The 23,773-nt window shown below is 73.2% G+C and carries 20 protein-coding genes; 6 read left to right on the forward strand and 14 right to left on the reverse strand.

The genetic code is table 11. The features are described from left to right. Nucleotides 1-117: 117 nt before the first annotated feature. On the reverse strand, nucleotides 118-636 hold the full coding sequence (locus tag CGL27_RS41735; RefSeq protein ID WP_119992674.1) for a hypothetical protein: 519 nt from the start codon (nucleotides 634-636) through the stop codon (nucleotides 118-120). A gap of 235 nt (nucleotides 637-871) precedes the next feature. Here CGL27_RS41735 and paaK point away from each other — a divergent pair, with 235 nt between their 5' ends. After that, nucleotides 872-2,179, forward strand: coding sequence for a phenylacetate--CoA ligase PaaK (paaK, locus tag CGL27_RS41740; RefSeq protein WP_119992675.1), 1,308 nt, complete (start codon nucleotides 872-874; stop codon nucleotides 2,177-2,179). Nucleotides 2,180-2,261: 82 nt separating this feature from the next. Here the strand turns inward: paaK and CGL27_RS41745 are convergent, their stop codons facing one another. From CGL27_RS41745 to CGL27_RS41755, 3 genes are all read right to left on the reverse strand, one after another. After that, nucleotides 2,262-3,119, reverse strand: a complete 858-nt coding sequence (locus tag CGL27_RS41745; RefSeq protein ID WP_119992677.1) for a lysophospholipid acyltransferase family protein — start codon at nucleotides 3,117-3,119, stop codon at nucleotides 2,262-2,264. Then, the gene (locus CGL27_RS41750) at nucleotides 3,116-3,874 is read right to left on the reverse strand and encodes a GNAT family N-acyltransferase (protein WP_078639211.1); all 759 of its coding nucleotides are present in this window, start codon (nucleotides 3,872-3,874) and stop codon (nucleotides 3,116-3,118) included. Before CGL27_RS41750 ends, CGL27_RS41745 begins: the two co-directional genes overlap by 4 nt. 204 nt (nucleotides 3,875-4,078) lie before the next feature. After that, complete coding sequence (locus CGL27_RS41755; RefSeq protein ID WP_119992679.1) at nucleotides 4,079-4,762, reverse strand: peptide deformylase; 684 nt, start codon at nucleotides 4,760-4,762, stop codon at nucleotides 4,079-4,081. A gap of 358 nt (nucleotides 4,763-5,120) precedes the next feature. On the opposite strand from CGL27_RS41755, the gene CGL27_RS41760 reads away from it, so the two are divergent. Next, entirely contained in the window at nucleotides 5,121-5,459 is a 339-nt protein-coding gene (locus CGL27_RS41760; RefSeq protein ID WP_078639209.1) for a hypothetical protein, read from the forward strand. 22 nt (nucleotides 5,460-5,481) lie between these two features. Here the strand turns inward: CGL27_RS41760 and CGL27_RS41765 are convergent, their stop codons facing one another. Further along, entirely contained in the window at nucleotides 5,482-5,931 is a 450-nt protein-coding gene (locus CGL27_RS41765; protein WP_119992681.1) for a DUF2267 domain-containing protein, read from the reverse strand. Nucleotides 5,932-5,991: 60 nt separating this feature from the next. Then, the gene (locus CGL27_RS41770) at nucleotides 5,992-6,525 is read right to left on the reverse strand and encodes a helix-turn-helix domain-containing protein (RefSeq protein ID WP_119992682.1); all 534 of its coding nucleotides are present in this window, start codon (nucleotides 6,523-6,525) and stop codon (nucleotides 5,992-5,994) included. Nucleotides 6,526-6,657: 132 nt separating this feature from the next. Here CGL27_RS41770 and CGL27_RS41775 point away from each other — a divergent pair, with 132 nt between their 5' ends. Continuing rightward, the gene (locus CGL27_RS41775; RefSeq protein ID WP_078639206.1) at nucleotides 6,658-7,428 is read left to right on the forward strand and encodes a methyltransferase domain-containing protein; all 771 of its coding nucleotides are present in this window, start codon (nucleotides 6,658-6,660) and stop codon (nucleotides 7,426-7,428) included. A gap of 51 nt (nucleotides 7,429-7,479) precedes the next feature. After that, complete coding sequence (locus CGL27_RS41780) at nucleotides 7,480-7,980, forward strand: NUDIX domain-containing protein (RefSeq protein WP_119992684.1); 501 nt, start codon at nucleotides 7,480-7,482, stop codon at nucleotides 7,978-7,980. 109 nt (nucleotides 7,981-8,089) lie between these two features. Here the strand turns inward: CGL27_RS41780 and CGL27_RS41785 are convergent, their stop codons facing one another. Beyond that, nucleotides 8,090-12,733 (reverse strand): glycoside hydrolase family 2 TIM barrel-domain containing protein, encoded by a 4,644-nt coding sequence (locus CGL27_RS41785; RefSeq protein WP_119994810.1) that lies wholly within the window; start codon nucleotides 12,731-12,733, stop codon nucleotides 8,090-8,092. A gap of 192 nt (nucleotides 12,734-12,925) precedes the next feature. Between CGL27_RS41785 and CGL27_RS41790 the strand changes: the two genes are divergently transcribed. Beyond that, a complete protein-coding gene (locus CGL27_RS41790; RefSeq protein WP_119992685.1) occupies nucleotides 12,926-14,638 on the forward strand; it encodes a GAF domain-containing protein in 1,713 nt (570 codons plus the stop codon). A 183-nt stretch (nucleotides 14,639-14,821) separates the two neighbouring features. On the opposite strand, the gene CGL27_RS41795 is transcribed toward CGL27_RS41790, so the two are convergent. Further along, nucleotides 14,822-15,862 carry a hypothetical protein gene (locus tag CGL27_RS41795; RefSeq protein WP_119992687.1) on the reverse strand — a complete coding sequence of 347 codons (1,041 nt, stop codon included), beginning with the start codon at nucleotides 15,860-15,862 and terminating at the stop codon, nucleotides 14,822-14,824. Between the two features lie 127 nt (nucleotides 15,863-15,989). Next, nucleotides 15,990-16,694 carry a response regulator transcription factor gene (locus tag CGL27_RS41800; RefSeq protein WP_119992689.1) on the reverse strand — a complete coding sequence of 235 codons (705 nt, stop codon included), beginning with the start codon at nucleotides 16,692-16,694 and terminating at the stop codon, nucleotides 15,990-15,992. Nucleotides 16,695-16,842: 148 nt separating this feature from the next. Between CGL27_RS41800 and CGL27_RS41805 the strand changes: the two genes are divergently transcribed. Further along, nucleotides 16,843-17,424: a hypothetical protein gene (locus CGL27_RS41805; protein WP_237298513.1), complete on the forward strand. Its 582-nt coding sequence runs from the start codon at nucleotides 16,843-16,845 to the stop codon at nucleotides 17,422-17,424. Between the two features lie 479 nt (nucleotides 17,425-17,903). Here the strand turns inward: CGL27_RS41805 and CGL27_RS41810 are convergent, their stop codons facing one another. From CGL27_RS41810 to CGL27_RS41830, 5 genes are all read right to left on the reverse strand, one after another. Next, nucleotides 17,904-18,569: a CBS domain-containing protein gene (locus CGL27_RS41810; RefSeq protein ID WP_014056801.1), complete on the reverse strand. Its 666-nt coding sequence runs from the start codon at nucleotides 18,567-18,569 to the stop codon at nucleotides 17,904-17,906. A gap of 14 nt (nucleotides 18,570-18,583) precedes the next feature. Then, complete coding sequence (locus tag CGL27_RS41815) at nucleotides 18,584-19,942, reverse strand: nicotinate phosphoribosyltransferase (protein WP_119992690.1); 1,359 nt, start codon at nucleotides 19,940-19,942, stop codon at nucleotides 18,584-18,586. Between the two features lie 24 nt (nucleotides 19,943-19,966). Further along, entirely contained in the window at nucleotides 19,967-20,797 is an 831-nt protein-coding gene (locus CGL27_RS41820; RefSeq protein WP_119992692.1) for a universal stress protein, read from the reverse strand. 17 nt (nucleotides 20,798-20,814) lie between these two features. Continuing rightward, nucleotides 20,815-21,882 (reverse strand): alcohol dehydrogenase catalytic domain-containing protein, encoded by a 1,068-nt coding sequence (locus CGL27_RS41825; RefSeq protein WP_119992694.1) that lies wholly within the window; start codon nucleotides 21,880-21,882, stop codon nucleotides 20,815-20,817. 144 nt (nucleotides 21,883-22,026) lie between these two features. Further along, complete coding sequence (locus tag CGL27_RS41830) at nucleotides 22,027-22,881, reverse strand: universal stress protein (RefSeq protein WP_162953190.1); 855 nt, start codon at nucleotides 22,879-22,881, stop codon at nucleotides 22,027-22,029. Between the last annotated feature and the right edge of the window lie 892 nt (nucleotides 22,882-23,773).

Genomic DNA, 23,773 nt, shown 5'->3' on the forward strand with positions numbered 1-23,773 from the left:
CCCGCCCCTTCCCTCAACTGGGGCTCCGCCCCAGACCCCGCTCCTCAAACGCCGGAGGGGCTGAAAGGCGGCGCCGCATATCGATGCTGCGGGAAGGGGCGGGGAGGGGAAAGATCCTCACTGGGGGGCGCGGGAGGCGTCCCCGTAGGAGGTCTCCTCCTCGATGGTGCCGCCGAACTCCTCCCGGAGCCTCTCCATGTTCTTCCTGGGGGAGGACGACAGCACCCAGCGGTTGCCGACCAGATAGACCCCGCCGTACATCTGCGCGGTCTCCAGCCAGTCGCGCTGGCCCTTGGCGGTGACGAAGTCGAGGAAGACGAACTTGCCCTTGACGGTCTTGCACACGGCCTGGCGGTAGTCGTCCACCTTGGTGGTGAACTGCGGCTCGCAGCCGGCGGCCGAGGCGAGCTGCTCCACCCGCGCGGCCTTGGGCGCGGGGCTCGCGCTCGGCCGGGCGGCGTTTCCCCCGGTCTCCGCCTTGGCGTCCGCCTTACCGTCCCCGCCGCCGCATCCGGCGACGGTCAGCAGTGCGCCCACCGCCGCCGCGACCGCCATCGCCACCGCGCGCGGGCCATGGCGGCGCGGGGGGCGGTCGGCGGTCCGGAGCGGGTGCGGAGCGTCGGCGGCGTCGTACATGAAAGGCCCTCTCGCATCGGATCCGGGTCGCGGCTGCGTCCACCGCATTTACGGATACGGAGGGGTGGCGCCGATCGTTCACCGTCCTCGCAACCGTTCCGCGTCCGGCCGGGGTGCGTACCGGCGCGGCCCGGGCTGTCCGGACCCTTGACAGCCAGGTCGGATGCTGGATTACTGGACCGCGCCCGAACGGTGACCGAATGTTCGGTCGGCAAGCGGAGGTGGTGGACGGCCCATGGCGGAATCCCTGAGCGTGGCTCCGCTCGACGACGCCGAGCGGATGAGCACCGAGGAGCTGAGGGCGCTCCAGATCACCCGGCTGCGCGCCACCTTGCGCCATGCGTACGACCATGTCGAGCTGTACCGCGAGAAGTTCCGCGCGGCCGGGGTCGGCCCCGAGGACTGCCGCACCCTGGGGGACCTGGCCCGGTTCCCCTTCACCACCAAGGACGATCTGCGCGACACCTACCCCTTCGGGATGTTCGGCGTCGAGCACAGCGAGGTGCGGCGGCTGCACGCCTCAAGCGGCACCACCGGCCGCCCCACCCTCGTCGGCTACACCGAGCACGACCTGGCGGTATGGGCGGAGGTGATCGCCCGCTCGATCCGCGCGGCCGGTGGCCGGCCCGGCCACAAGGTGCACATCTCCTACGGCTACGGCCTGTTCACCGGCGGCCTCGGCGCCCACTACGGCGCCGAGCGGCTCGGCTGCACCGTCATCCCCGCCTCCGGGGGAATGACCGCCCGGCAGGTGCGGCTCATCCAGGACCTCAGGCCCGAGATCATCATGATCACGCCCTCCTATCTGCTGACGCTCCTCGACGAGTTCGAGCGGCAGGGCGTCGACCCCCGCTCCACCTCCCTCCAGGTCGGCATCTTCGGCGCCGAACCCTGGACGGAGGAGATGCGCCGCGAGATCGAGGAGCGCATGGACATCCACGCGGTGGACATATACGGGCTCTCGGAGGTGATCGGCCCCGGGGTGGCCCAGGAGTGCGTGGAGACCAAGGACGGGCTGCACGTCTGGGAGGACCACTTCTACCCGGAGATCGTCGACCCGTTCACCGACGCGGTGCTGCCCGGCGGCGAGGAGGGGGAACTGGCCTTCACCACCCTCACCAAGGAGGCGCTCCCCGTCATCCGCTACCGCACCCGCGATCTCACCCGGCTGCTGCCCGGCACCGCCCGCCCCGCCTTCCGGCGCATCCAGAAGATCACCGGCCGCTGTGACGACATGCTCATCGTGCGCGGGGTCAATGTCTTCCCCAGCCAGATCGAGGAGATCGTGCTGCGGGTCCCGGCGGTGGCCCCGCACTTCCAGCTCGAGCTGACCCGGCGCGGCCGGATGGACCATATGGTGGTGCGGATCGAGGCCCGCCCCGGCGTCGGCCCCGAGCAGCGAGCGGCCGCCGCGGCGGCGATCGCGCGGGGAGTGAAGGACGGGGTGGGGCTCACGGTCGAGGTGGCGATCGTGGACCCGGAGACGCTGGAGCGCTCCGTGGGCAAGATCCGCCGGGTCAAGGACCGGCGCACGGAGAGCTGAGCACTGCCCCGGGCGCCGTCCTTCGACGGGACGCGGCGCCCGGGACGGAGGGCCCGGGACGGAGGGCCCGGAGCGGACGGGCTCAGCGTGCCAGTTCGAGGGCGGGGAACTCCTGATGCAGGGGCAACCGCGCCCCGCAGACGGTCGCCTGGGCCTGTGCCGCGACCGTGCGCCGGTCGTCGACGTCCCGCATCGGCCGCAGCTCACGGTGCACGGCCACCCGCACCGTGAGCCCGTCGGCGCGCAGCACCCGGCGCAGCGAGCCGCCGAAGTCGTCCTCGCCGACGAAGGCGGCCACCGTGGTCGGGACGCCGTGCTGGACGTACTCCAGGGTCACCGGGCGCACCGGCGCACCCGCGTCCAGCGCGGCCTGGAAGGTGGCCCGCCGGAAGCTGCCGCCCGCGCCCGAACACCAGGTGATGCCCTGCGGGAAGGCCATCACCGACTGGCCGTCACGCATCCGGGCCGCCATCTCCCGTACGGTGTCGGGGAGTTGGCGCAACGAGCCGCGGTCGATGTACTGCGTCCCCGCGCGGGTGGCCAGTGAGCCGATCAGCGGCCAGCCCGCGATCTCCCGCTTGGCCAGCATCACCACGGGCTCCACCGCGAGCAGCGCGAGGATGTCCAGCCAGGAGATGTGGTTCGCCACGACGAGCGTGCCGGTGCCGCCGGGCGCGCTGAGCGTGCTGTCGCCCGTCACCTCCAGCCGGATGCCGAGGGAGTCCAGCAGCGTCGCCGCCCGCGCCCGCAGCGTCTCGGGCTCGGCGATCCGCCGCCCGGACAGCAGCGCGCCCATCACCGCCCGGCCGAAGACCGCGGCCCGCCGGGCGCCCCGGGTGGCCGGGACACGGTCGGCGGCGTGGGAGACACAGCCGGGAGTGCACGGGGACCAGCCCGCCCAGGCGTGCTCGGGCAGACTCATCGCGGCCGCGTCGGTCACTGGGATTCACCCAGGAAGTAGCGGCGGTAGCGGTCGTTCATCCGCTCGGTGTCCAGCAGCACGAAGAAGTCGGCGTCGTTGAAGGCCCGGTCGTGCTGCGGGGAGCCGCACATCCAGGCGCCGACCCGCAGATAGCCGCGGAGCAGCGGCGGCAGGTCGGCGTAGCTGGGCTCGCCGTCCAGCGGCCGCGAGGGTATCCACGGGTCGAGCGGGTGAACCCGCATCTCGGGCGGGGCGGCGTGCTTGCTGGTGCCGAGCAGCCAGGCGTTGGCGGCGGCCCCCTCGCCCTCGGCCAGCGGAACCGAGGCACAGCCCGCGAGATAGCGATGGCCGGACAGCAGCACATAGCGGGCCAGCCCGGCCCACATGAGGTTGATGACCGCGCCCGTGCGGTGATCGGCGTGGACACAGGCCCGGCCGGTTTCGACCATGGACGAGCGGACCTCGGTCGGCAGGCCGCGCAGATCGAACTCGGTGTCCGAGTAGAGCCGCTCGCTGCGCCCGGGGGGAAGCAGCCGGTAGGTGCCGACCACGGTGCCCGTCGCCGTGTCCGTGACGATCAGGTGGTCCATGATCTCGTCGAACTCGTCCACGTCGCGGCCGTCGACCGCGGCGTCCAGCCGGCCGCCCCTCTCCTCGCCGAACACCTGGTAGCGCAACCGCTGCGCGGCGTGGATCTGCTCCTGGGTGTGGGCGATCGAGGTGACGTACGAGGTGGTGGGCGCCGTCGTCGAGGACGTCGTGAGCACGGACATTCCTGTTCTCCGTTCAAGGGAAGTCAGGAGCGGTGGGGACTGGGGAAGAGCGGAAGAAACGCCTCACTCGCCGTGCGGTGCGCTGAGGCGGCGCGCACTGCAGGCGTTCACCAGTCTTGCCGTGGCGACGTACGTCACAGTGTCCGTGTGGTGATTCGGCGACTGCCAGTCGATGACGAACACATGCCGCTGGTCGGCCCGTGGTTACGGAGCGGTAGCGACGGCGCCGCCGCTGTCATCGCCGGTGCCGGTGGCGGTCCGGAGCGGGAAGCCCAGTGAATGGGCGGCGGCGGCGGGGGTGGGCTGGGACCAGTAGTCGCTGACGGCCTGGGCGGTGGACAGGGAGCGAGTTTCGGCCAGATCCAGATAGAGGACGCCGTCGAGATGGTCGGTCTCGTGCTGGACGATCCGCGCGGGCCAGCCGGTGAACTCCTCGTCCAGCTCCCGCCCCGTCTCGTCCTGCCCGCGCAGCCGGATCCGGTCCGGGCGGCTGACCACGGCCTGCCAGCCGGGGATGCTCAGGCACCCCTCGAAGAACGCCGCCCGGCCGTCGCCGACCGGTTCGTAGGCGGGATTGACCAGTACCCGGTACGGCTGCGGCACCCGGCCGCGCACCTCCTGCACCTCGGCCGCCACCTCCGCCGGGTCCTCGATCACCGCCAGCCGCAGCGGCACCCCGATCTGCGGGGCGGCGAGCCCCACCCCGGGCGCGGAGTGCATCGTCTCCCGCATCGCCGCCAGCAGCCGGTCCAGCACGTCCGCGGCCAGCTGGCCCTCGTACGGCAAGGCCGGTTGCCGGAGGACGGGGACGCCCGCGGAGATGATCGGCAGCGGGCGGGGCCCGGAGAGCAGTTCGTCGACGAGCTCGGACACGGTGGTGATCGGCATGGGGACAGCCTGACAGACGATCACGCCACGGCAATCCGCGGACCCGGACCGGGGTCCGGACCGCCCCGCGCACCGGGGGCGTGGCCGGTGCTCGAACGGCGGGTGCTCACCATCGGACAAAGATGAACAGGGCACCGATGGGGTCCGTAGACACCGATGAGCCGCCGGGAACATCCCACGCCCCGCGGCTCGGCCGAGTCCTCCCGGCTCGGCCGCTGCCGCCCCGCGGTGCTCCCCCGTTATGCACGGCGGGGCGGCAGCCCCTCCCGCCGCGCCCGCCCGCTATGTCGTTTTCGCTGTACGTGCGCGGGTACCCGCTCGCCGCACGGGCCCCGGAGGAGGGGCGGAGGGAGGATGGATGACCAGCCACGACAACCTGCCGCTCGCGGACTACGACCATCTGCCGCTCGGCGCCCTGCGGCACCGCATCCGCGCCCTCACCGAGGAGCGGCTGCGGAAGCTGCTGGAGTACGAGCGCTCCCACGCCGACCGCCTTCCGGTCGTCGAAGTGGTCACGGCGCGCCTGCGCCAACTGGCGGGCGGCGCCACCCCCTCGCCCGGCGAGCCGCGCGCCGAGCCGTTCCCCGAGCGGCCCTCGCCGCCGCGCGGTGGATCGCCGGTGACGCCGCAGACGGCGGCCGAGCCGAGCCCGCCGCCGCGCCACGGACATCCCGGCCACCCGGGGCAGCCGGAGTGAGCCGCTCGCACCGGGCCTGGGACTAGGGGCGCTCTCTCCAGCCCTGCTCGGCGCGTGCCTCCGGCAGCAGCTCCCGGATGTCGCTCGGCAGCACGCCGTAGAGCTTCTCCATCAGCTCCGGGTCCACGGCCGAGTCCAGCACCTCGAAGAAGGCGGCCGCCTCGCGCAGCGCCTCATCCTCGGTGTGCTCGGTGCGCCAGGCGACCCGGCCCGCGAAACCGGTGAGGTCGAACCGCTCGCCGTGGTCCCGCCGGTGTGCCCGTTCCTCGGGCGTGCCCTCGTATGCGGCGGCGACCCGGCGCAGGGGCTCGCCCGCCTCCTGCGGGAGCTGTGCCGCCATGTGGTCCGCCAGCCCGCCCGGGATGCGCTCGGCGAGGGTTTCGAGCGTCGCCCGTATCGCCCGCTCGGCCGACTGCCGGTCGGGGAGCTGGGCCCGGGCCTGGACCAGGCCCGTCAGTTCTTCGTAGCGCATGGTCGGCGCTCCTCGTGGTCGGATGCCCGGCTGTGGTGCCGAGTGCCCCGTGCCGTTCGCTCAAACCGTCGCCGGGTGCCCGGTCTCCGGGGTGTCCTCCCGCGCGGCGAGCAGCGGGCCGAGTACCTGGGTGCCGGGTCCGGTGCGTCCACCGGGGCCCGGGAGCTGGGTGGTGTTGCCGACCGTCAGGGGCTCCCCGCAGTGGGCGCACGCGGACACCGGTGTGGTGTCCCGTCCGCAGCCGAGATGGCGGATCCGGGCCGGCGCCCCGGCGGGGCCCGCGTACCAGCGGTCGCCCCACTCCATCAGGGCGAGCAGCACCGGATAGAGCTCCTCGCCCTTCGGGGTGGCGCGATAGTGCTCACGTGGCGGACGCTCCTGGTATCGCTCCCGGACCAGCACCCCCTCCTCGACCAGCCGGGACAGCCGGGCGGCCAGGACCTTCCGCGATATGCCCAGGTCATGGGCGAGATCGTCGAAGCGGGTGACCCCGGTGAGCACATCCCGCATGATCAGCGCCGTCCAGGCGTCGCCGAACAGATCGGTGGCGCGGGCGATCGAGCACGCCACATCGGCGAGCGGAGTACGGGTCATGACACAACCCTAGCCGAGTTCCCTGAGGGAACTTAAGGATGTTAGGTTTCCTCGGGGAACCGGGCGAGCCTGTCCGGCCCACCCCAGGCACCGGTGAATCCGCGAATCCGCGCACCCGTGAGGGAGAAGACGATGGCCGCCGCCCCGCACATCGAACTGGACTCACGGTCGCCGGAGGCCGTCGACGGCCGTCAGATCCGGGCCGTCACCTTTCAGGACAGCCGCCTGGAGTACGTCCGCACCACGCTCAAGAGCGCGGACCTCTCCGCGTCCGGAAGCCGCGCCGTGGTCGTGGGCAGCGGCCGCGGGCTGCTGGCCCGCGGGCTGGCCGGTCTCGGCTTCGATGTCGTCGCGGTCGACCCCTCCGCCACCGCGACCGAGATGGCGCGTGAGGCGGGCGACGGCGAGCACCCCGGGATCGAGTACCGCACCGCGCCCGCCGAGCAACTCGGCCTCGCCGACGGCGCGTTCGACCTCGCCTACTACGCGGACACCTTCGAGATCACCTCGGAGCTGGATCGGGTGCTCGCGGAGGCCGCCCGGGTGCTGCGGCCCGGCGGTGTGCTGATCTACGACACCGTCAACCGCACCCTGCTCTCCCGGCTGATCTACCTGGGTGCCTTCCAGCGCGTCCCGATGACCCGCATCATGCCGGCCGGCCGCTACACGGCGGCGCGGCTGCGCACCCCCGCCGAACTGACCGCTGCCCTGGACCGGCAGGGGCTGCGCAACGAGGACATCTGCGACTTCAAGCCCAAGGACCCGCGCAGCCTGGTCAAGGCCACCATGGCGCGCCGCAAGGGGCAGATCAGCGATGAGCAGATCCCGCCGATCGTCGACTTCGTCCTCGCCCCGGACGCCCGGCCGCTGGTCACCTACCTCGGCTACGCCCGCAAGGGCTGACCCGGCGAGCCCGGCACACCACCCCGGCGGGGTGGGCGCACACTGGTCGCTGTGACTCCTAAGCGCAGCGCCGGACTCCTGCTGTACCGCGGTGCGGGCCCGGCCGGTCCGGCCATCGAGGTGCTCCTCGCCCATATGGGAGGCCCGTTCTGGGCCGCCAAGGACGCGGGCGCCTGGACGGTGCCCAAGGGGGAGTACGACGAGGACGAGACTCCGGAGGCCGCCGCGCGCCGGGAGTTCGAGGAGGAGCTCGGCATGCCCCCGCCCGGCGGCGAGCCGCTTCCGCTCGGCTCCGTGACGCAGACCGGGGGCAAGGAGGTCACCGTCTGGGCGCGCGCGGGCGATCTGGACCCGGAGCGGATCACACCCGGCACGTTCACCATGGAGTGGCCGAAGGGGTCCGGCCGGATGCGGGAGTTCCCCGAGATCGACCGGGTCGCCTGGTTCGGCCCGGACGAGGCCCGCCGCAAGATCGTGACGAAGCAGCGGGTCTTCCTGGACCGGCTCGAGGAGCTGCTCCAGGGGCCGGAAGGCGCGGGGGCCGGGGACTGAACGGAAGGCGCGGGGCCGGTCCCCGGACGGACGGCGCGGGCCCGAGGACCGGACGGACGGCGCGGGCCCCGGGGTGCGTGACCGGGGCCCGCGGCCATCCGCCGTCAGGTCATCCCGTTCCTCCTGTTCCTCCCGTTCCACAGCGCACCGTGGCCGCTCCCCAGTCGGCGTGGTCATGCGCGTTGCCGTCGCCGCCGTCGGTGACCCGCAGCCGGAGCCGCTGCGCGCCCTCGACGTCGGCCTTCACCGGTACGGCCGCGTCCGAGCCGCGCACCGTCTCACCGCGGTACACCCGCTCGCCGTCGGCGTACACCTCGAAGACGACGCTGCCGTCGGCCCCCACCTCGTCGTCCACGCCCGTCTCGGCCGTGAAGGACGAGCAGTTGCCGCCCAGGAAGACCTCGACCGTCGAATCGGCGTGCGTGCCGAGGCCGCGCTCGTAGGCCGTGCCGCCGACGGTCAGGGACTTGCCGTCGCCGGGGGCGGACTCGCCGTTGCTGTGGTCGCGTTCGACCGGGCCCCAGCCGTTGTCCGCGGTGAGGAAGTCGAGCGTGGACACCGCCACGTCGCCGCGCGGCGGGGGAGGCGTGCCGTCGATGTCGGCCGACGCCGAGCCGCTCACCCGCGCGCCGCTCGCCGAGGTCGCGCGGACGTCGGCGACGGCGGGCCGCAGGCCGTCCGGGGTGCCCTCACCGCGGGTGATCTCGGTCCGTACGGTCGCGGTCCGGCCCGCCGCGAGGTCGCCGAGGTCGAGGGTGCCGGGCTCGGCGGTCCACCCCTCGGCCAGGCCGAAGGCCGCCGTGACGTCGCGCAGCGGAGTGCCGCAGGGGTTGGTGACGGTCAGCTCCGCCGAGGTCGATTCACCCGCCGACACCGTGGTGTCGGCGGCGGTGAGCTTGGCCTCGGGGGCGCAGACCACCGGGCCGCGCGGGGTGCCGGTGCGGGCCTCGGCGCCGGTCAGCGGGCGCAGCCGCAGGGTGTAGGCGTACTCCTTGGCGGGCCGCACCTGGTACTGGGGCAGCACGGTGTGGAACGTCTCGCTCACACCGCTCACCGCGTGGTCCAGGTGCAGGGTGTTGCCCACCGGGTCCTTGCGGAGGGCGAACGGATAGGCGGCGCGGTCGATCCCGGTGTAGGGGGTCACCCCGGCCGAGAAGTCCCCCGACACCAGAAGCCCGCCGCTGCCGTCGGACAGCGAGGCCCAGCGGACGTCCTCATGGTTCCCGTAGTCCTGCGGCTTGGTGTAACCGGCGAACTGCTCGTCCACGTCCGTGGAGTACACCCCCACCGGTGCGCCGTCCTTACGGTCGTTGTAGTTCTCCTGCGGCCCGCGCCCGTACCAGGTGAACCGGTCGTAGCGGTCGGGCAGCCGGAGCGAGAGCCCGATACGGGGCAGATAGGGCACCGTGCGCGCCGCGCCGCGGGCCTCGACGCGGTGATCGAGGCGCAGCTCCCCGGTGCCGCTGACGGTGTACCGCAGGGTCTGGGCGAACGAGGAGTCCTTCACGCCGGGCGCGGCGGCGGAGGAGGGCGCGGTGACGACGACCTCGCCGCCCCGCTCGTCCACCGTGACCTTGCCCGGCGCGGTGCGCAGCCGGTCCAGGCCCGCCTCGCGCCAGGGCCCCTCCTCGGAGCCGATCTCATTGCTGAGCGGGGCGCGCCAGGCGTCCAGCTCGGGGCCGGAGCCGAGCAGCTCCCGCCCGCCGGACTTCATGGAGACCAGCTCGCCACTGGCCCGGTCGAAGGCGTACGAGAAGCCCTCGCCGGTGACGGTGAGGCGGTCGCCGGACGTGGTGGCCTTCACCTTCCCCGGTGCCCGCGCCGGTACCGTGCCCGCGAGCTGCCGGCCGCCGATGTCGAACTGCTCGACCGCCACCCGGTCTCCCGCCTTCGCCCAGGCCGTGTCCGCGGCCCGCACCGCTTCCACGGTCAACTGCCGGTCGGCGTCCTGGGGGTTGGCGGGCGGTTTCGGCAGCCGGAGGGTGGTCCGCTCGCCGGGGGCCAGGCCGAGTGTGCGGCTGCCCTGGGCCAGGGTGCGGGCGCCCTCGGTGATGCGCCAGCGCAGCCGGAGGTCGTCGGTGCCGGTGAACGACCGCTCGTTGCGCACCTCGATCCGTCCCGCGCGGGCCTCGTCGCCCGAGATGCGGACCGGGGCGTGGACCGCGGCCATGGCGCGGGCCTCGGGCTGGACGGTGCGGTCGGAGGAGACCACCCCGTCGACCCCACCGGTCCCGGCGCCATAGGACAGGAACTCCCCCTTCCGGTCGAGCCGGTCGAAGTCGAGCGCGAGCACCGCGTCCGTGCTGGGGTCGGCGGCGAGCTGATCCGCGCTCAGCGCCTTGTGGTAGACGCGGACCTGGTCGACGGTGCCGTGTGCCATCCGGGTGCGGATGTTCTCCTGGTCGGTCTCCGGGTTGCGGCCGATGTTCACCGGCTGCGCGGAGGAGCCGACGGTGCCGGTCCAGTCGGCCGACGCGGTCTGCTTCCCGTCGATGAGCAGCCGGAGCGTCCGGCCGTCGAAGGTGCCCGAGACGCGATGCCATGAGCCGTACCAGCCGTCGGGGACATCGGCCGCGACCGTGTGCCAGTCCCCGTCCCCGTAGACGTAGAACTCCAGGGTGTCCTTGTCGCGCATCTTCAGCGCATAGCTGTGGTCGCCCTTGGCGATCACCGTGAAGGAGCCGGTCCAGTCGGCGGGTTTCACCCAGGCGTCCAGGGTGAGCGCGTCCGAGACCGTGTCCAGCTTCGGGTCGCGGTAGACCTCCACGAAGTCGTCAAGACCGGACAGCTCCAGCGCCTTGCCCCGGTGGCCCGCCACCAGACCGGGTTTTCCGGAGACGTAGGAGAGGATGTCGTTGCCGGAGGTGTCGGGGGTGGTCAGCAACGGCTGGGTGATGTTCTGCTCCGCCCAGTCCCAGATGTAGCCGCCCTGGACCTGGGGATACTTGCGTACGACATCCCAGAACTCCCGGAAGTTGCCGAGCGAGTTGCCCATGGCGTGGGCGTACTCACCCATGATGATGGGCTTGGTGGTGGTCTTCGCCTTCTCCTCCAGACCCGAGGGGGAGGGGTAGCGCGGGCCCCACACATCGGCGAACGGGGCGTCGCCGTCCGGGCTGTTGGGCTGGTGGTAGACCGGCCGGGCCGGGTCCTCGCGGTCCAGGAAGTCGGCCATCGCGTAGTGGGCCTTGCCCAGACCGGCCTCGTTCCCGGTGTCCCACATCAGCACGCTGGGATGGTTCTTGTCCCGTTCGTACATCGCCGTGAGGCGGTCCATGAACGCGGCCTGCCACTCGGGCCGCTCGGCCAGGCAGTCGTCCGGGCAGGCGTCGTGGTGATGGGTCTCGATGTCCACCTCGTCGTCGATCCACAGGCCGCGTGCGTCGGCCAGTTCGTAGAGGTAGGGATCCGAGGGGTAGTGGGAGGTGCGCACGGAGTTGACGTTGAGCTGCTTCATCAGGGAGACGTCCGAGGCGGTGCGCTCACGGGTGGCGTGGCGGCCGGTTCCGGGGTCGGTCTCGGAGCGGTTGACGCCCTTGACGAGGATGCGCTTGCCGTTGACGAGGAGCTGTCTGTCCTTGATCTCGATCTCGCGGAAGCCCACCGGCTGGGCCGTGGTGTGGGTGACCGTGCCGTCGGCGTCGGTGAGCCGGACGACGAGGGTGTAGAGGTCGGGCGTCTCATCGGTCCACTTGGCCGGATTGGCCACGTCTGCGGTGAGGGTGGTGGATCCGCTGCCGCCGTCCACCGTTCCTGACATCGTTGTCACCTTGCGTCCGCGGCGGTCGTAGAGCGTGCCGAGGACCTTGCGCTCATCCGCGGCGCGCCGCGGGCCCTTGGCGGCCACCTCGACCTCGGCGGTCAGCCGGGCGTCGCGGTACCGGGCGTCCAGATCGGTCTTGACCGTGATGTCCCGCAGATAGGTGGCCGGGGTGGAGTACAGCCCGACCGAGCGGAAGATGCCGGAGAACCGCCACTGGTCGTAGTCCTCCAGATGCGCCCCCGAACCCCAGCGGTGGACCTGCACTGCGACGGTGTTGCGGCCCGGGTGCAGCCGGTCGCTGATGTCGAACTCGGCGGGGGTGTAGCCGCCCTGGTCATAGCCGGCGTAGGAGCCGTTCACCCACAGCAGATAGCCGCTGGTGACGCCCTCGAAGCGGAGAAACGTCCGCCGCTTCTCCCAGCTCTTCGGCAGCTCGAAGGTCTTGACGTAGGCGCCGGTGGGGTTGACGTCATGCGGGACCTTCGGGGGAGCGTCCGGATACATCTCGGTGGGGATGTTCCGGAACACCGGATGGTCGAGACCGTCCGTCTGCCAGGTGTGCGGCACGCTCACACTGCGCCAGCCGCTGCGGGAGGTGTCGTAGCCCTCGGTGAAGAAGTCCTTCGGCACCTCCTCGGGGCGATCGGACATGTGGAGCTTCCAGTCGCCGTCGAGCGAGGCGGTCCAGCGGCTCCTGGAGCCGCCGTCGAGGGCGCCGGCGGTGTCGGCGTACGGGGTCAGCCGCGCATGGGCGGGCTCCTGTCCGACCGAGGTGACCTCGGGGTCCTCCAGCAGCTTGTAGACATCCGCGGGCGGATCGGGGGGATTCGCCGCTGCCGCCGGGGAGGCGGGGGCGGCGAGCGCGAGGGCCAGGGCGAGGGCGGCGATCCGGGATATCCGGGGTGGCCTGGGGGCCCGGGATGTCCGGGGTGGCCGGGGTGGCCGCGAGAAGCGGGGGAGGAGGAGGCGACGGCGGAGGCGTAGGGGCATCTGGTGGTCCACCCTTCTGTGGGTGTCGAAAACGCTCCAGAGCGAACAGGACCGCACATTAGCCAACGTGCTCCCTCACGCCAAGATGTTCCGACCGACTCATCGTCGGCCGGGCGCGGCTACCGTGAAGAGAGTGAGGGCCGTGCGGAATGCCGCGCCGAGCGCGGTGAGGCCGACGGAGGCACCGTGGGTATGGAGAGCGCGAGGAGTACCGAGTCCCTGCCCCAGCTGCGACTGGACGAGCTGCTGGAGGAGCTGCAGCAGCGCATCGACGGGGTGCGCGGCACCCAGGACCGGGTGCGCAGCCTCCTGGAAGCCGTCCTGTCGGTGGGCCGGGAGCTGGATCTTTCGCATGTGCTGCGGAGGATCGTCGAGGCCGCCGTGGTGCTCGTGGACGCCGAATACGGCGCGCTGGGGGTGATCGGCGAGGACCAGTGGCTGGCCGAATTCCTGCCGGTGGGCATCGACAAGGAGCGGATCGAGGCGATCGGGCATCTGCCGGCGGGTCACGGCCTCCTGGGGGAGCTGATCCGCCACCCGCAGCCGCTGCGGCTCGCCGAACTCTCGGAGCATCCGGCCTCCTACGGCTTTCCGCCGAACCATCCGCCGATGGGCTCCTTCCTCGGGGTGCCCATCCGGGTGCGCGACGAGGTCTTCGGCAACCTCTATCTCACCGAGAAGCGCGGCGGTAAGGAGTTCGACGGCGAGGACGAGACGGTGCTGTCCACCCTCGCCGTGGCCGCCGGAGTGGCCATCGAGAACGCCCGGCTGTACGAGGAGGCCCAGCACCGCCAGCGCTGGCTGGAGGCGAACGCCGACGTCACCAACAGCCTGCTGTCCGGAGTGGACGAGACCCGGGTCCTGGAGCTGATCGTCGAGCACGCCCGCCGGATCCTCTCCGCCGATCTGGGCGTGCTGATGCTGTCGGTGCCCGGCACCGACGAACTGCAGGTCGCGCTCGCGGCGGGAACCGACGCCGAGGCCCACCGCGGTCTGGTGCTGCCCCGCCGGGGCACCTTCGGCGGGGCGGCCTTCACCGCCTCCGAGCCGGTCACCAGCACCGACGTCCAGAACGACCCGCGGATCACGGTCGGCCCGCAGCGCTGGGAGGGGCTCGGCCCGGCCGTCGCGGTGCCGATGCGCACGAGCGACGGAGTGGGCGGGGTGCTCTCACTGGCCCGCATGGCGGACAGCCCCGCCTTCACCCAGATCGAGACCGACACCCTGCTGGGCTTCGCGGGCCAGGCGGCCATCGCGATGAAACTGGCCGAGCGGCGGCGCGACGCGGAGCAGCTCGCGCTGCTGGAGGACCGCGACCGGATCGCCCGCGATCTGCACGACCTGGCCATCCAGCGGCTCTTCGCCGCCGGGATGACGCTGCAGTCCACGCTGCGCTTCGTCCAGCACCCGGAGGGCTCCGAACGGCTGCTGCGGGTGGTGGACGACCTGGACGACACCATCAAGATCATCCGCTCGACGATCTTCGGGCTGCGCTCGCACGAGGCGGGCCCGGCGGTTCAGGGGCTGCGGGTCCGCACCGCCAAGACCATCGAGGAAGCCGTGCCCGCGCTCGGCTTCACCCCCTCACTGCGCACCGAGGGCCTGGTCGACACCGATGTGCCGCGCACCGTGGCGGACGACATGGTCGCCGTCCTGGCCGAGGCGATGTCGAACATCGCCCGGCACGCACGGGCGGACGCCGCCGAGATCTCGCTGGTCGTGGCGGCCGGGCGGCTGACCCTCATGGTCACGGACAACGGGGTGGGCGTCCCCGAGGGCGGCCACCGCAGCGGACTGCGGAACATGGCCGAGCGCGCCGAGAAGCTCGGCGGCGAGCTGGAGCTCGGCGAGCCGTCGGGTGGTGGCACCCGCTTGGTGTGGGGCGTACCGCTGCCGGAGCGGTAGGTGTAGGCGGCGGGCTTGTTGCGGCGGGGCGGTAGGCGAGGTGGTGCCGCTGCGGGGGCGGTAGGCGGTGGCCGTGTCGCTGAGGGTGCCTGGGCGGGGTGGTGCCGCTGCGGGGGCGGTGGGCTTGCCGCTGCCGGAGCGGTCGGCGTTGGCCGTGCCGCGTCAGCGGGCGCCCATGCCGCCTCAGCGGCCCCCGTCCAGGGACTCGGCCGCCTCGCTGCGCGGAGTGCCCGGCCCGACCGGTCCGTAACCCAGTCGGATCAGCATTTGCACATGGCCCGGCGTCCGGTGGGCGTCGCTCAGCGACCACCGCAGATCCGACCACTCCAGCGCCTGGTGCAGCAGGGACGCCCGGACCGTGTACGAGGTCGCCAGCAGCAGTACGTGTTCCAGCGCCTGCCCGGCCCGCAGCCAGTCGGTGCGCCGGTCCTGGTCCGTGGCCAGTACGGCGATGGCCGGGTGGCTCTCGAACGCCGCCGCGGGCGAATCACCGCCCCGGCGGCCGTCCGGCCCCGGGCCGAGGTAGTCGCGCATCGGCAGCCGCCCCGTGACGTCCCGTGGCCCGAGGGCGGCCGCCGGGATGCCGTACGGCCCGGTGCCGCGGACCCAGTCGCGGCTCTCGGCGAGCCGACGCGGATCCTCCGAGGTGCGCCGCTCCGCCTCGGCGGTCAGCCGCAACAGCCGCGAGGTCTCCTCGGGGCCCGCCAGCCACAGCGTGGCCCCGTGTGCGCGCGCCGCCTCCGCCAGTTCGTACAGCACCCGTGGCGGCAGTCGGCGCCCGGATAAGGGGGAGCGGCTGCTGTGCCGCCGCCAGATGACGTCGTACAGATCGTGATGCGGATCGCCGTGCGGGGCATCGTGCCCGTCGTCATGGTGCCCGTCGTCATGGTGTCCGTCGCCGTCGTTGGGCGTCGCGGCCAGGCGCACCGTGGCCAGCAGATCGGGCTGCGACCGGTACGGCAGCAGCCGGACCACCGGGTCCCAGCCGAAGTGGGCCACGGCGACCCGCAGATTGAACACGGCGGCCCCGGCGGAGACGCTCAGCGCCCGGCCCATCGGATCGGCGTACCGCAGCGCCCGCTCGGGGGCGGCCCGGACCTCCAGCGTGACGGTGTCGGGGTTCAGCCGATAGCGCCACGGCTGGGTGTTGTGCATCGACGGGGCGGCCACGGCCGCGGAGATGAGCTTCTCCAGGATCGCCGCGTCGAGCGTTGCGGGCTGCATGGGGTCTCCTCGCCAGTGGGCCGTCAGCGGTGGTGGGTCGTAAGTGGTGGTGGGGCCGTCAGCGGCCGGGCCGTCAGGATCGGGGCCGTCGGAGGCACGGCCGGGGCCGTGCGGCCCCGGCCCCGGGTCATCCCGGATGGCCGTCGGCGGGGGGCGGGGCCGAGTGGGTCGCCAGCACCGCCGCCTGGATACGGCGCTCCACGCCCAGCTTGGCCAGCAGCCGGGAGATGTGGTTCTTGACCGTCTTCTCGGACAGGAAGAGCCGCTTGCCGATCTGCCGGTTGGTGAGCCCGTCGCCGATCAGCACCAGGATTTCCCGCTCGCGCGGGGACAGCCCGGCCAGCACCTCGTCCCTGGGCTCCTGCGGGGCGGTATCCCCCCGCAGGGTGCTCATCAGCCGGGCGGTGGTGGCCGGGTCCAGCATCGACTGGCCGGAGGCGACGGTGCGCACCGCCGAGACCAGGTCCGACCCCTTGATCTGCTTGAGCACATAGCCCGCCGCCCCGGCCATGATCGCGTCCAACAGCGCATCGTCGTCGTCGAACGAGGTCAGCATCAGACAGGCCAGATCCGGCATCCGGGAGCGCAGCTCGCGGCAGACCGTGATGCCGTCCCCGTCCGGCAGCCGGACGTCCAAGATGGCCACGTCGGGCCGCAGCGCCGGGCCGCGGGCCAGCGCGTGGTCGACGGTCCCCGCGTCGCCGACCACCTCGATATCCGGTTCGGCGTCCAGGAGATCGTGCAGTCCGCGCCGGACGACCTCGTGGTCGTCGAGTAGGAACACCCTGATCGGTGTCGCTGGTGTCGCCGATGTCGCTCGTGTCTCGGTCATGGGCTCTCGCACTGTTCGTCCACCGTCCGCCCTGCCCCCCGGTGGGAATCGTGGCGCAGCAGGTCAGGGCGATACCAGGGCCGAACGGGCCCTCAAGGGGGCTGCCCGGCCCTCGTCCTGCCCTCCCCGCGCGTGCGACGGTCGCAACATGGGCACGGAAGTGCGGGGGCGGCGGACATGGCGGTGGCGGCGCAACCCGCTCAGACGCCGCTCGGATGTGATCGAGGCGTGGGTCGTGCTGGTCACCGGCCTGGTGATGGCGGTCGGCGGCCCGGTGGCGGGAGTGGCCGCGGGCACCGCCGTGGACGCGTCGCTGCGACAGGAGCGGGCGGACCGGCACCGGGTGCCCGCGGTCCTGAAGGAGGACGCGCCCGTTCCGCAGCCCGCGGGTGACGGGTCCACCACCGGCCAGGTGCGCGCGATCGTCCGGTGGACCGGCCCGGACGGCACCGTCCACACCGGCACGGCCCGGGTCCACGACGGCAGCAAGGCGGGCACCGCCACCGAGGTCTGGACCGACGGCCGGGGCCAACTGGTCCAGCGACCGCCCACCCCCGAGCAGATCGCCACCCGCGCGGTCCTCGCCGGGACGTCGGCCGCGGCGGGCGTGGGCGCGATCTCGCTGGCCGGACGCGGTATGGCGCGCTGGCGCCTGGACCGCGCCCGCACCCAGGAATGGGGACGCGCCTGGGCCGAGGTCGGCCCCCGCTGGAGCCGCCACATCCGGTGAGGCCCGGCCACACATCGCCGCGTCCTGGGAGGCTTGGTGCGTGTGGCATCGCGGGCTGAGGCCGCCGGGCGGATGGCGTTCGGTCCCGGGGGCGCTTCCCAGCGGCGCTGGAGTCGCCCGCATACGGTGACGCCCGGCCGCGGACCGCTGTGCCCGGCCGGTCTGGGCGCCTGTGACACCGGCGGATGACGCCGCTGGGCGCGTGACACTCGGCCGCAGCGCCCAGTGGCGCTGGAGTCGCCACGTCCGGTGAGGCCCGATCACCTACCGCCGTGCCCGGTGGGTCCTGGTGTGTGTGGCATCGAGGCCCGAGGCCCCCGGGCGCGCGGCGGCGCGGTAGTGGCGTAGGGGCCCGTTGTCGTCTTCGTGCCGTGGCGCCCTCGGACGGTTCCGGCCACGCCGCCGGGGCCTCCCGGTGCGGCCGGGCGTGCCGTCCCGCGCTCCCGGCCCGGCAGGGCCCGCCGGAGCGCGCCGCGCATCTACCGCCGCTGGGCCGTATGAGGCGCGGCGGTGAGCTGGTTGTCGAAGTCGACCACGCCTTCGATCGCCCGGATGAGACGGGCCGCCGCCGGGATGAGAACGGCCTCCTTGACCCGGCCGGTCAGGGTGACCACGCCCTCGTTCACGCTCACTCGGACGGTTTCCCCCGCGGCCGGGAAGAGATGGGCCACCACCTCGCGGCGCACCTCCTCCTCGATGTCGTCGTCCGGCCGCAGGAACACCTTCAGCAGGTCGGCACGGCTGACGATGCCCTCCAGCCGGCCCTCCTCGTCCACCACCGGGAGCCGTTTGACCCGCTTGTGGGTCATGATCCGCGCGGCCTCGGCGAGCGTCGCGCTCGCGTGGACGGTGATGGCGGGGGACGTCATCAGCTCGTCGGCCGTCACCGCGCCCGCCTTGGCGATACCGGGGAGGTCGGGCAACTGCGCCACCCGCGCCGGATCGCTGTCGCGGAACTCCTCCTTGGGCAGCAGATCCGCCTCGGAGACCACGCCGATGACCCGGCCCTCGCCCTCCAGCACCGGCAGGGCGCTCACCCGCCACTGCTCCAGGGTTCTGACGATCTCCTTGAACGGCGCTTCGCGGCCGACGGCGACGACGGTATGGGTCATCACATCGCTCACAATGTGTGCACTCCGGGGCACGGCATCCTCCTTGGTCACGCTGCTTGTCTTCCGCCCGCCTCGCCGCCGACCGCGAGCCGGTGCTCGATCCGGTGGCGCACCCGCCCCGCGAGCCGGGCCAGTCCGGCGGAGGTGGCCGGCCGGGGCGGGATCGGGTGGCGGATTCGCCGGGCGTGCGGTGGCAGCCCCGCGAGATCGGTGTCGAACCGCCGCCGCGCGCGGTCGAGGGTGTCGGGGGCTCCGGTGCGCCTGCCCTCCCGCATCACGGTCTCCAGCAGTGGTGCGCCGCCGTGGGGCGGAAGCTCGTCGCATCCGCCGATCACATCGGCGTAGCCGGGGCGGCGCCAGACCTGCTTGGTCCCGGGGGCAGTGGCCTTGGCCGAGGACAGTTTCATCACCGGGGTCCCGTCGTAGGCGACCAGCTTGTACGCGGTGTCGAGGGCGGCGGCGTCGGCCGACACCCCCATCCGGGTGCCCACGGCGAAGGCATCGATCGGCGCGCCCGAGTGGATCAGCTCCTCCACGGCGTACTCGTCGAGCCCGCCGCTCACCACGATCCGCACCTCGGGCAGCCCCGCCGCGTCGAGGATCTCCCGCGCGCGCACCGCCTGCTCGGCCAGGTCGCCGCTGTCCAGCCGGATCGCGCCGCTGGGCCCGGATTCCAGCTCGCTCAGCACCCGCGCCGCGGTGGCCACTCCGCTCGCCGTGTCATAGGTGTCCACCAGGAAGGTGACCGGTCCGGGGTGGGTACGGGCGAACGCGCGGTACGCGGCCTCCTCGTCCGGGAACGCCTCGATGTACGCATGCGCCATCGTCCCGCTCGCCTCGATCCCGTACGCGGCGGCCGCCGCGACATTGCTCGTCGCCGTGAACCCGGTCATCGCGCTCAGCCGCGCCGACTGCATCCCGGCCCAGGGGCCGTGGGTGCGGCGCAGCGAGAAGTCCACCACCGGGCGCCCCGCCGCGGCCAGCACGCACCGGGCCGCCTTGGAGGCGATGGTGGTCTGATGGCTCAGCTGCCCCATCAGATACGTCTCGACCAGCTGGGCCTGCGGCAGCGGCGCGGTCAGCTCCAGCAGCGGCTCCCCGGCCAGGACGATCCGCCCCTCGGGCACCGCCCGCACCTCGCCGTCGAAGCCCAGCCCCAGCAGGGGTTCGAGATCCTCGTACGGACGGTGCATCGCCGCGGCGAACGCCGCCACGTCCTCGGGCCCCACGCGGAAGCCGGAGAGAAAGTCCAGCGCCGGCTCCAGGCCCGCGGCGACCAGGAAGCCCCGCTCGGGCGGCAGCCCGCGGGCGTAGAGGTCGAAGGTGGCCGGGCCGGTCATGCCCTCGCGCAGATACGACAGGGCCATCGTCGCCTCGTAGAGGTCGGTGATCATCGCCTCCGACATGTCACTCTCGCCTCCCTTCGGACATCAGCCGCACGGAACGACCGCCACTGGGCACGGCGCGTGGTGCACCGCCGCGTGGATCACCGAGCCCAGGCAGGGGACGGGGCCAGGCTCCGTCTCCTCCCGGCCCAGCACGAGCAGCCCGGAGCCCGGCGCGGTGTGCATCACACCGAGGGCCGGGCGCTCGGAGGTGAGGGCCTCCGCCACCGGCACCCCGGGGTACTTTTCCCGCCAGGGGCGCAGCGCCGCGTCCAGCGCGTCCGCCGCCGCCGACGCTCCCGCTGCCCCGACCTCTTCGGTTCCCGGCCCGCCCGCGCCCGCGTGCACGGCGCGCAGCGCGCCGCCACGCCGGGCGGCGGCGTCGAAGGCGAACCGCAGCGTCTCCTCGTTCGTCCCCCGAAGGCACACCCCGACGGTCACATCGGCGGTCAGCGGCCGGTCGTCGGCGTGCACCATGATCACCGGCCGTTCCCCGTGCGCCAGCACATGGCGGCCGGTCGATCCGAGGAGGAAGCCGCCGGGGGTGCCGCGGCCGCGCGAGCCGAGCACCAGCATCTCGGCGTCCCGGGCCGCGTCCAGCAGGGCGGGCACGGTCTCGCGCGGCACCAGTTCGGCCGAGACCCGCAGCCCCGGATGGGCGTCGCGCAACTCGCCCACCAGATCGGACAGCAGACGCTGCGCCCAGTAGCGCAGGTCGTCCTCGTGGGGGAGGGCCGGGGCCTCGGGCGACGGCGGGTTCCAAGCGTGGATCAGACGCAGCCGCAGATCCCGCAGCAGCGCCTCGCGGGCCGCCCAGTGTGCGGCCGGCGGGCTCTCGGCGAAACCGTCGACGCCGACGACGATCGGCGCTCCCATACGCGTCACCTTCCCGCTCACGTCCCCCGGGCCACCAGCGGACGGGCGGCCTCGCCGAGCGCGATCTTGATCGCGCCGGTGTCGGCCGCGCGGGCGAAGACGTCGTACGCCTCCTCCATCTGGTCCAGCTCGAACAGATGGGTGATCAGCGTGGACGCGGGCAGCCGCCCGGCGGCCAGCAGGGAGAGCAGGGTGGGGGTGGAGAAGGTGTCGACCAGCCCGGTGGTGATCGTCACGTTCTTGATCCACAGCTCTTCGAGATGCAGCGTCGCGGGCCGGGCGTGCACCCCGACATTGGCGATCCGGCCGCCCGGCCGCACCATCCGGGTACAGGTCTCGAAGCTCCGGGGGCTCCCGACGGCCTCGATCACCACATCGGCGCCGAGCCCTTCGGTGAGATCGCCGACCAGCCGCTCCGGGTCCTCGGCGGGGTCCGCCACCGCGTCGGCGCCGACCCGCTTGGCGGCGTCCAGCCGGGCCGGGTCCGGATCGATGGAGATGATCCGGCCGGGGGAGAAGAACTGCGCCGTGGCGATCGAGGCCAGCCCGACGGGCCCGGCGCCCATCACCACGACCGTATCGCCCGGCCCCACCCGGCCGTTGAGGACGCCCACCTCATAGGCGGTGGGGAAGACATCCGCCAGCAGCACGGCGTCATGGCCCTCGACCGACCCCGTCAGCGGATGCGTGGACATGTCGGCGAAGGGCACCCGGACGTACTCGGCCTGGGTGCCGTCGATCAGGCGCCCGAGGATCCAGCCCCCGCCGTCACGGCACTGTCCGTAGCTGCGCTCCCGGCAGAAGCGGCAGTGGCCGCAGGCCGAGATGCAGGAGAGCAGTACCCGGTCGCCGGGACGGACCCCGCGGACGTCGGCACCGGTCTCGACGATCTCGCCGACTCCCTCGTGGCCGAGCACCCTGCCGGGGCTGACGTCCGGCAGCTCGCCGCGGAGGATGTGCAGATCGGTGCCGCAGATGGTCGCGGTGTCGATCCGGACGATCGCGTCGGTGGTGGCCTCGAGTTCGGGGTCGGGCACCTCCTGCCAGGAGGACTGCTCCGGCCCGTGGAAGACGAGTGCTTTCATGGCCGTTTTCCTCTCCTCCGGTTGTTCGCCTTCTCCTCCGGGTGTTCGCCTTCGGCTTCCGCCGCGGTTCTCGGCCGCCTCGTCGCGCGGTGTGTCATCCGGTGGGGCGCGCCGTGTGGTGAGGTGGCCGAGCGCCCCGAGGTCTCATCGCTGGGGCACGATCGCGACCGGGCAGGCGGCGTGGTGCGCCACGGCCTGGGTGACCGGCCCCAGCCGTGGGCCGAACCCCACCTGGCGCGGACCACGGCCCACGACCATCAGCGCCGTCCCCGCCGCCACGCCCACGAGCTGCCGGGCCGGGCTGTCCGACGCGATCTCCTCGAAGACCCGCACCTCGGAGAACTTGTCCCGCCACGGCGCCAGCACCTCGCCCAGCGCGTGCTCGGACTCCTCGCGCGCGTCGCTCATCCCCACGTCCACCACCCAGGGGGCGTCGCCCCGGATAGCGGGGACCCGGCTGGCGTACACGGCCCGCAGCACACCGTCGCGGCGGGCCGCGGCGTCGAACGCGAACTCCAGGATGTCCTCGCCCGGCTCGCCCGGCTCCACCCCGACCACCACATCGCCTTGCCGGTCCTCGTGCGCGTCCGCCCGCACCAGGACCACGGGGGTCACGGCGCGTGCGGCGAGCTCCAGGCCGACGGAGCCGAGGAAGAACCCGGCGACCGCGCCGATCGAGCGGGACCCCACCACCAGCAACTGGGCCCGCTCCGCCTCGGCCAGCAGAACGGGCGCGGGCCGGCCGGGGATCTGGTCGGTGAGGATCGCCATGTCCGGGTGGTCGGCGTCCAGCTCGGCGCGCGCCGAGCCCAGGGCGCGCTCGGCCCAGTAGTGCCATGCGGCCTCCCGGCCCGGTGTCAGATCCTTCTGATCGGTCCCCGGCCACGCGTTCACCAGCCGCAGCGGCGCGTCGCGCGAACGGGCCTCGTGTGCCGCCCAGCCGGCGGCGGCCAGGCTCTCGGGGGAACCGTCCAGCCCGACGGTGACGGGGCGCGCCATCGCTGCCTCCTTCCCGGCAGACCCACTCGGCACCTCGGCCCGCCTCCGGGGCGTACGGGCCGCCAGCCGCCAGCCGACTGCCGACCGTGCCCGGCTGCTCGTGCGCGGCGCCGCAGCCTGACCGCGGCCCGCGCGCCTGCCCTCACGGCGGCGACGCACTCCTTGTCCATAGCCGCGGCCACCGCTGGGAGGCGCCCAGCCTGAGGCGCGGCGCCGGGGGCGCCCACTTCTCGCGGGCCCTGATTGCGCGGTGCGCGGTATTCGTGCGTCCGCTTCTCCGCGTCTGCCGGATGCCCCCGGTGCCATCTCCAGCGGACCATGACCGGGCCTCCACCGACAGGGCCGACCGGTCCCGGCTGGGTCCCAGGGCCCAGGTCATCCGGCCCTTTCCACTGCCCGGAACAAGCCCCGGAACCCGGCCCGGCCAACCTGCCCACCGGCGCGGTGGCTCAGCGCGTTCGCGCGCCATGGTCGCCCGGGGCGGTCGACTGGCCTTCGTTGCCTGGCGCCATCGCCCGGCGCGTCCGCCGACCTGGTGGCACGGTGCGGTCGGCCGGTCTCGTCGCCTGCCCTGGCCGCTCGGCGCCACCGCTTGGCGCGGTTGCCCGGTGCGTCCGCCGACCTGATGGCCCGGTGGGGTTTGCCCGGTCTCGTCGCCTGGCCTGCCTGCCTGGACCGGCTGCTCGACGACGTCTCCTGGCTCCGGTGCTCGGTTCGTCGCCTGGCGTGCCCGCTCGGCTCGGTTGCTCCGCACGGTCCACCGGGCCGGTCGCCTGATGCGCCTGCCTGGCGCGGCGGCCCGGCCCGTCCACCGACCCGGTCGTCCGGCCCGTCCACCGACCCGGTCGTCCGGCTCGGTCACCCGGCACGTCCACCGGCTTGGTCGCCCGGT

The sequence above is a fragment of the Streptomyces sp. 11-1-2 genome (genome assembly GCF_003595545.1).
GTDB classification, from domain to species: domain Bacteria; phylum Actinomycetota; class Actinomycetes; order Streptomycetales; family Streptomycetaceae; genus Streptomyces; species Streptomyces hygroscopicus_B.